The following is a 7,606-nucleotide window of genomic DNA, read 5'->3' as shown; positions in this document are numbered from 1 at the left end:
TGCCCCCCCAACGTCTTCGTCACGCCCACCAGCTTCAGCATGATTACAACAGCAATGATGTCAGAAAATAGTCCCAGATGAGAATCAAGACCGATGACAACACGACAGCCTCCGTCGTGGCGGTGCCAAGCCCTTCGGCACTCATCTTGGTGTAAAAGCCTTTATAGCAACAGACCCAACTCACGATCAGACCAAAACTGATGGATTTGAGAATGCCGCCGTAGACGTCTTTCCACTCGACCGCAGACTCGATGGAATTCCAGTACGAACCCGCGTTGACGCCGAGCAGGTCCACTCCGACAAGATGGCCACCGTAGATTCCCACCACGTCGAAAATAGCGACCAGCAGAGGTACGCCGATCAAGCCCGCTACGAGTTTCGGCGCGATCAGGTATTGGAGCGGATTGACGGCCATGGTATCGAGCGCATCGATCTGTTCCGTGATCCGCATGATACCGATCTCCGCCGTGATGGCGGACCCGGCACGCGCCGTCACCATGAGCGCAGCCAAGACCGGCCCCAACTCCCGAATCATACTGAGCGCCACTGCGGAACCTAACAGCCCTTCAGATCCGAACTTTCGGAGCGTATAGTAGCCTTGCAGCGCCAGCACCATCCCGGTGAAGGCCGCCGTCAACACGACAACAAACGTCGACTTGTAACCGATGAAGTGGAGTTGCTTGACGATTTGCATGCCCCGCAGCGGCGGACGGGCCAACCAAGCGAATGACGCCACCACGAAGACCAGCATCCGGCCCATTTCCGACACATAGGTAAGAGCCCATCGGCCCACGAGTTCGAGTAGCGCCATGATCAAGTCGGCGAGATTTCCTTATTCTGTTCTTCGGCCGCCATTGCCGCCGCATAGCTCCGAAAAAAGGCCGTCAATGCCTCGGCTGCGATCAAACTCTGTCGACGGAGCCGGCCCAGACCCAAGAGGCATGACGGGGCGGCCAAAACAGTCCCGATACCTTTGAGCCACCCAGTGGGCCTGAGAAATAGATTGAAGTCAAGCGGAAGATCTTCGTCCAGAAGATCCGAACCGGATCGGATGATCACAAAGGAAACCTTCGCCCGTTGCGCTTGGGTAGCCAGAGCGGAACTTTCCATATCGAGGCCGATGGCCTGAGTACTCAGCACAAACCTCCGCTTTTCCCGAGCACTGCCGATTATTCGATCAGTCGAGACAAATCGCCCAATGTGCTCAGGCGGCACCAGAGCCTCGACGAACGTCACGACGAGATCCTGTTCATAACCCGGCATATCGAGAACCTCTGACTGCTTGTCGTCGTGCTTTCCTCGATGCGTCACTTCACGGCCTACCAAGAGCGCTCCGATGTCCGCTGCGACGAGGGCGCAGGCAAACCCTGTCGATACCATGAGGTTGAACGACTGGTAATCGAGCAATTGGGCGGCGCTTCGCCCCGCCTTTTCCAGACCGACGCCGGTTTGGGCAAGCCAATACTCCCTCTCGCCAACGGTGCAAACCAAAACAGGGAGACTTCCGATTCGATGCTCAACGCCGGGAAGGAATGCAGACCGGACCGCACCCATTTCCCATGGAGTAGCGGCAAAAATAGCGATTCGTTTAGGCGGCACAGTACCAGGTGAGCGCGAGAAAAGAAAACCGGCGGGGGTCAATGCTCGGACCGATATACATCAGCTCTTTGCAATGTGATGACGAAGTTCGTCGGCTCGCATCTTCCCGCGGGAACGAAGATTACGGTACATTGCCAGAGCCCACAGCGGGAAGTACTGACAATACCAGTGATACCGAAGATAAAACACGCGTGGAAATCCCGTGCCGGTATGACTAATTTCCTCCCACGCTCCATCCTTCATCTGTCGACGAAGAAGAAATTGCACCCCACGCGCGACGCTGAAGGAATCAATCGCTCCGGCCGACATCAGAGCCATCAACGCCCATGCTGTTTGCGAGGGCGTACTTTCCCCTTTACCGCGATGCTCCAACTCGTCCCTATAGGAGAGACAGGACTCGCCCCATCCACCGTCAGGATTCTGTTTCGATTCCAGCCAGGCAACCGCCCGACGAATAGAAGGCGCCGAGAGATCTTCACCGATGGCTCTGAGCCCAGCTAAGACAGACCAGGTTCCGTAGATATAATTGACACCCCAGCGTCCGTACCAACTGCCGTCTTCCTCCTGCTCTTTCTTCAAAAAGGCCAAGGCCGGTCCCGCTGCTGGATGAGTTTTGTCATACCCTAATGCGCCGAGCATCTCTAGGCATCGTCCGGCCAGATCGGAGGTACTGGGGTCCAAGAGAGCTTTATGATCGGCAAAGGGTATGTAATTGAAGACGACTCGGTTGTTGTCTTTATCATAGGCGCCCCAGCCGCCGTCGGATCCTTGCATCGCCAAGACCCATCGCTTCCCACGACAAATGGACTCGTTCAGCTCGCCCTCGTGACCAGGGATCTTCAATTTGGAAAGTGCCATGATGACCACGGCAGAATCGTCAACATCCGGATACAATTCGTTCTCAAACTGAAAGTACCATCCACCCGGTTCCGCATTCTGCGAGGAAACAATCCAATCACCCACTGTCTTGGTCTGCCTGGACATGAGATAGCGACCCGCTTTTTGGAGGGCCGGATGATCTTGGGGCACCCCCGCTTCGACCAAAGCATTCGTGAGCAACGCGGTATCCCAAATAGGAGAAAAACACGGCTGGAGATGGAGGGTGGGAACAATCTCGCCGTTGATCATCGTGGAGTCATAGACTTCCAACTCCTCGATCTCGCGAAGTGCCTTGACGACGAGTGGATCATCGGTACCATACCCTAAGCATTGAAGCGCCATGATGGAGTTGGCCATCGCCGGATAGATCGCACCGAGTCCACCGGATCCTTTGAGATGATCCACCATCCAGCAGGCTGCTTTATGCAGCGCCTTTTCCCGTAACACCCGCATGGGCATTCGGTCATACAGTTTCAACATCACATCCAGTGCCACGAAGAAGTTATGCGGGGTGAACCATGCTTGATCCTTGTTAAATGGAGGGTATTTCCAATAACGAATTTCCGCTCGAGGGATCGGGTACAACTCGTCGATGCCTTGTTCTCGTGGAATATGGCAGACCGGACGGTGCGCAAATATGATGAGCAAGGGAATGAGCACCGCCCGAGACCAATACGAGATCGCATAGATACTGAAGTAGAACTTCTTCGGCAACAACATCAGTTCGACGGGCATATGGGGCACACCTTCCCAATCGTACTGATCGAACAAGGCCAGCGTGATTTTGGTAAACACGTTAGCTTGCAGGACGCCGCCCATCGCCAAGATCCGTTCTTTGGCACGAACCATAAACGGTTCGGTCGCCGACACGCCGCTTAATTTGAGCGCAAAGTATGCCTTGACCGATGCGCTGATCTCCGCCGGGCCTCCATAATAGATCGGCCATCCGCCGTCCGGCAGTTGCGTCGCTTGAAGATATCGGACGGCCTTCTCCTCTCGTTCAGGATCAACCCGATCGAGAAATCGACGCAGCATTAAGTATTCGGACGTCAGAGTGGTGTCTGCTTCCAGCTCAGCGACCCAGTACCCTTCGGCATGTTGACGGTTGAAGAACCACGATTGACTCCGCCTGATCGCATCATCCACGGCATTGGGCGGGCTGACGGCATGGCCGATGGGTCGGCGAGCAGCGGAAGAATCCAATGAAGGCAGGACAACCGGTTTGTCCGAAACCAATCGAAGCGAAGTAATAGGGGTAAACTCGGTAGCTGGATCGAGTCGCCCCTGAACGGTCGAGAGCAGGCTGTCGGAGAGGCGGGTGAATAACGCCTTTATGATGTTCATGAATGGTTAGGACTCAAAAGAGACAACTGCGGCAGGCGAAAGACCGACATCGAGAGCTGGTCTCCCTTAATATGAATATGACTTCTGACTCTTCACAACGTATACGAACGCACGGCTGTTTTATAACAGACGCCTAGAATCGAGTCAAGCAAGGCGACGGAGAAGTGCCTGATGTATATATATTTTTCATCGGTATATGGGCTCACAACCATCCGGTCAACAACACCCATAACTGAACGTTCGACACTTTGCATTGTCGATTAACGTGGAGAACCGACGTAGTTGCACTGGGCCGTCGACAAATAGCACTTTGCCCGAATGCTAGTTCAAGACGGCGATGTATGTAATTCAAATGTGAGATGTGGGAACGGGGTGTGGTGCGGTGGTGGCACGGCACAAGTGACACAATAAGAAGGGAAGGGATTTGGCCACACAGGGAACAAGTTACCGCGTTAACAGAACAACGAGAGCGATGAAGCTCCACAGCGTGACCGACAGGCGCAGACCATTGACTATTCCTGTGATGGGCCTAAGTGGATCATCATACAGCGTCTCTCGCCGCTCATCCCGCGCCGTCTGCAACCGACCCGCTTCAGCTTTGCTGTTCGGCATGAGCAGTGCTTCCAAGGTCACTTGGGCAAGAGTGAGATTGGCGAACGATTGTGGGTGCGCGCCTCTGTCCGGGATTTGCGAAAGCGCCATGATCGCTCCTCATTATTGATGGTTTGAAGTGGCTTCATGCCTGTAGAGCAACAACGATACCGGCGACAATTCACTTCTCCTAGCAAAACCACTCTTTCTAGACCGCATATTCACCGAGCGGAAGCAAATGGAACAGAGACACAACTCATTGACGAATATTGCTTCCTTTCACCAGAAGCCTCCACATTCCATTAGGTGAGGCGCAACTCGCCCTACTACTCAGCCACTTTTTCCAAGTCGCTGAGCATTTTTTGGCATAAATCAGGCCACTTTTGCACAGTGATGGATCAAACTACCTATGGGATTGATATCGCAGAGCGCGATTACTTTGGTAACCGGAAAGCTTGATCCGTCAAACCCGCTCCGAAATGAGTCTATACACGGTAGGAAATCGCGTAAGAACTTCCCGTCATTACGTTACTCAAGAGCGTGTAACGTCTGGACAGAATCCCGCCGAAGCTTAGACTCATAGTCCTAGAGGCTCGGCCCATCATTGAATCCTGAAGGCGGCTTACTCCTAGGCCGGCTGCAGATCGCCGAGCCTAACGGACACCAGTTTGGACACCCCTGGTTCTTCCATAGTGACGCCGAAGAGAGAATCGGCGATACTCATTGTCCGCTTATTGTGCGTGATGACGAGGAACTGCGCGTTCTGCGCCAGCTCCTTCAAGACTCCGGTGAACCGGCCGATGTTTTCCTCGTCCAGCGGGGCGTCGATTTCGTCCAACAGACAGAATGGCGTCGGCCGTATCAAAAAACTCGCAAACAACAGCGCCATCGCCGTGAGCGTCTTTTCTCCTCCCGACAGCATAGTGATGCTCTTCAGCCGTTTGCCGGGTGGTTGGGCCACGATTTCTATACCCGGTTCCTGACTGCCGGCTGGCTCACCGCTTTCCGGAGGCGGTTCATCGACCAACTGCAACTCCGCCCTCCCGCCAGGAAAGAATTGGCCGAAGACCTCGGTAAACTTCTGTTGCAATTCCTCATAGGTGGCCGCGAACATTTCCTTCGTCGTCCGGTGAATCCTCTGAATAATCTCCTTGAGCGAAGCGATCGAGTTCGATAGATCCTGCTCTTGGACGGATAAGAATTTGTGGCGCTCCTCCAACTCCTGATGTTCGCTGATCGCGGCTAAGTTGATCGGTCCCATACGACCCAGCCGGTCACGAAGCTTCTGCAACTGTTCTTTCAACTCGGCATCCGAACAGTGATCGGTCTCCTGTACGACCGGAGCGTCACCCTCGCTCGGCGACTCGTTTGAATTCAACGTATCGACCAGTGTCAGCGGGTCAAGCTGATAGGTCCCCGACAACGTCCCTTCTACGGTCCCCAATTGCGTGCGAATTTCCGCTCGACGAACTTCCACCGTCATCCGAGCATCCCGAATGACCGACACTCCACGTCGCAGCTCGTCCAGGCTGGATTCAAGCGTTTGGCTGACCGCCATCTGTTGCGCCTGTCGTTCCTGAGTGGAAACCAATTCTCCCTTCACCCGCCCCGCGGTTACGCCGAGCTCTTGGCAGAGAGCTTCCTGACGGGCTTGCTCGGCCTGGCTCTGCTCAATCAGTCCCTTCAGACCGTTCAGATGCTCACCTAACGCACAACGCCGATCTTCCGTCTCCTGAATCTGTTGCGTCACTCGAGTCCGATTCAGTTGTTCATGCTCCCGTTTGGCTCGCAACCCTTCAGCGGCCAGCTTCGCTTCCGTCACACGTTCCTGATGCGTTCTCAGCTCTTGATCGAACAGCCTCAGTCGCTCGCGGACTCTTCCTAACATCGTTTCTTGCCCATTCTTCTCAGCAAGCCACTGACCCAACTGGGCTTGAATCGAGTTCGATTCTTGTTCCAACCGCTGACCTTCTCCAATACCTTCCTGAATTTCCGCCTCCATCCCGGTGAGTCGATGGTCAAGATCGTTGAGCACATGTTGAAGTTTTTCTTCATCCTTGCGGAGCGACAGATTTTGCATTTCGGCGTCACGAAGCGCATCGCCGAGTTGGCGATCCCGTTGGGTGAGCAACCGGATCTGGGCAAATACCATGTCACGCTGTTGCTTGCTCTGATCGAGCTCCGTGACGAGCGAGTGGCGTTTGGTTTCCAAATCGATCACCTCTCGTCGGCGCTCAAGCAAACCGGGCATTCCTTGAACCTGACCGCCCGTCACGATGCCTGACGCATCCACTACTTCGCCATCCAGAGTTACTAGGATCGGACCGTTCGGAGCGCTCCACGCATGTTGTTCCCACAGCTGCATCGCCTGGTCCAATGATCGAACAATGACGACGCGATCGAACAGCGAATCTCGAGCCGCCGCTCGGATGACGTCGGTTTGGATCAGATCCACAGCGAGCCCGATGACGCCCGGCTGCGTTGCTATCGACGTCCACCAGTCATGAGCTCGTCCGCCTTCCCATCGCGGGAGCTGCGGAATAAAACTGCCTCGTCCCAGCGCCTCCTCTTGGAGAAAACGGATCAACCGCCGCCCGACGGACGGTTCATCCACAAACCATCCGCGAACGCGCTCTCCCAACACCGCCTCAACCGCCCGCTCCATCCCTGATGGAATCACCAGCCATTCGGCCACCGCATCCCGCACTCCATCGCATGACTTCAGGGCGGGGCCTTGCTGGGTCCCTTGCCGACCGTACCCCATCTCCTCACGAACCACACTCTGCAAGGCCTCAAGACGCGAATCCACCCCGGCCAGCTCTTCCGAGCGCCGTAAGATCACTTGATCCGACGACTGCAGAACGCCAGTAGCTTGAGCGGCCTCTTCTTGTACCGTTCGTTGTTCCGTCCGCAGTTGCGAGACAAGACGATCCGCCTCTCCATATTCCTTGCGCAAGGCCTCATGGCGGTCGATCGCCGCTTCACGTTGGCTCCGCAGTTCGTCTCGCTCCGACGACAGGCGAGTTCCGCGGCCCGCAAGATCTTCCATTCGTTTGGCCAATTGCGAGATGCCCTGTTCGGTATTCGCGACAAGAACAGCCAGTTGCAGGACGTCCTTGCGCCCTCGCTCCTCCTCCGCGACGGCCGCCGCCCGTTGGTCGAGCAAGCGCGTCGTCTCCCCCTCGAGTTCCCC

At 55.4% G+C, this 7,606-nt stretch carries 5 protein-coding genes; all 5 read right to left on the bottom strand.

The window, feature by feature from the left end; all coding sequences use genetic code 11:
• Window positions 1-43 precede the first annotated feature (43 nt).
• Window positions 44-811, bottom strand: a complete 768-nt coding sequence (locus ACOSYY_RS09195) for an MlaE family ABC transporter permease (RefSeq protein ID WP_421661971.1) — start codon at window positions 809-811, stop codon at window positions 44-46.
• Between the two features lie 2 nt (window positions 812-813).
• Complete coding sequence (locus ACOSYY_RS09190) at window positions 814-1,599, bottom strand: 5'-methylthioadenosine/S-adenosylhomocysteine nucleosidase family protein (RefSeq protein ID WP_421661970.1); 786 nt, start codon at window positions 1,597-1,599, stop codon at window positions 814-816.
• A gap of 60 nt (window positions 1,600-1,659) precedes the next feature.
• Window positions 1,660-3,822, bottom strand: a complete 2,163-nt coding sequence (gene shc, locus ACOSYY_RS09185) for a squalene--hopene cyclase (RefSeq protein ID WP_421661969.1) — start codon at window positions 3,820-3,822, stop codon at window positions 1,660-1,662.
• A gap of 444 nt (window positions 3,823-4,266) precedes the next feature.
• On the bottom strand, window positions 4,267-4,524 hold the full coding sequence (locus tag ACOSYY_RS09180) for a hypothetical protein (RefSeq protein ID WP_421661968.1): 258 nt from the start codon (window positions 4,522-4,524) through the stop codon (window positions 4,267-4,269).
• Window positions 4,525-5,041: 517 nt separating this feature from the next.
• Window positions 5,042-7,606, bottom strand: a 2,565-nt coding sequence (locus ACOSYY_RS09175; RefSeq protein WP_421661967.1) for an SMC hinge domain-related protein, incomplete at its 5' end; no start/stop codon positions are given.

Source organism: Nitrospira sp. BLG_2 (assembly GCF_049222245.1).
This window is presented reverse-complemented; position numbering and strand designations above follow the sequence as displayed.

Excerpts from the sequence above, each read along its gene's own strand:
- shc (WP_421661969.1), bottom strand. The coding sequence starts at position 3,822 with ATGAACATCATAAAGGCGTTATTCACCCGCCTCTCCGACAGCCTGCTC.
- ACOSYY_RS09195 (WP_421661971.1), bottom strand. The coding sequence starts at position 811 with ATGGCGCTACTCGAACTCGTGGGCCGATGGGCTCTTACCTATGTGTCG.
- ACOSYY_RS09180 (WP_421661968.1), bottom strand. The coding sequence starts at position 4,524 with ATGGCGCTTTCGCAAATCCCGGACAGAGGCGCGCACCCACAATCGTTC.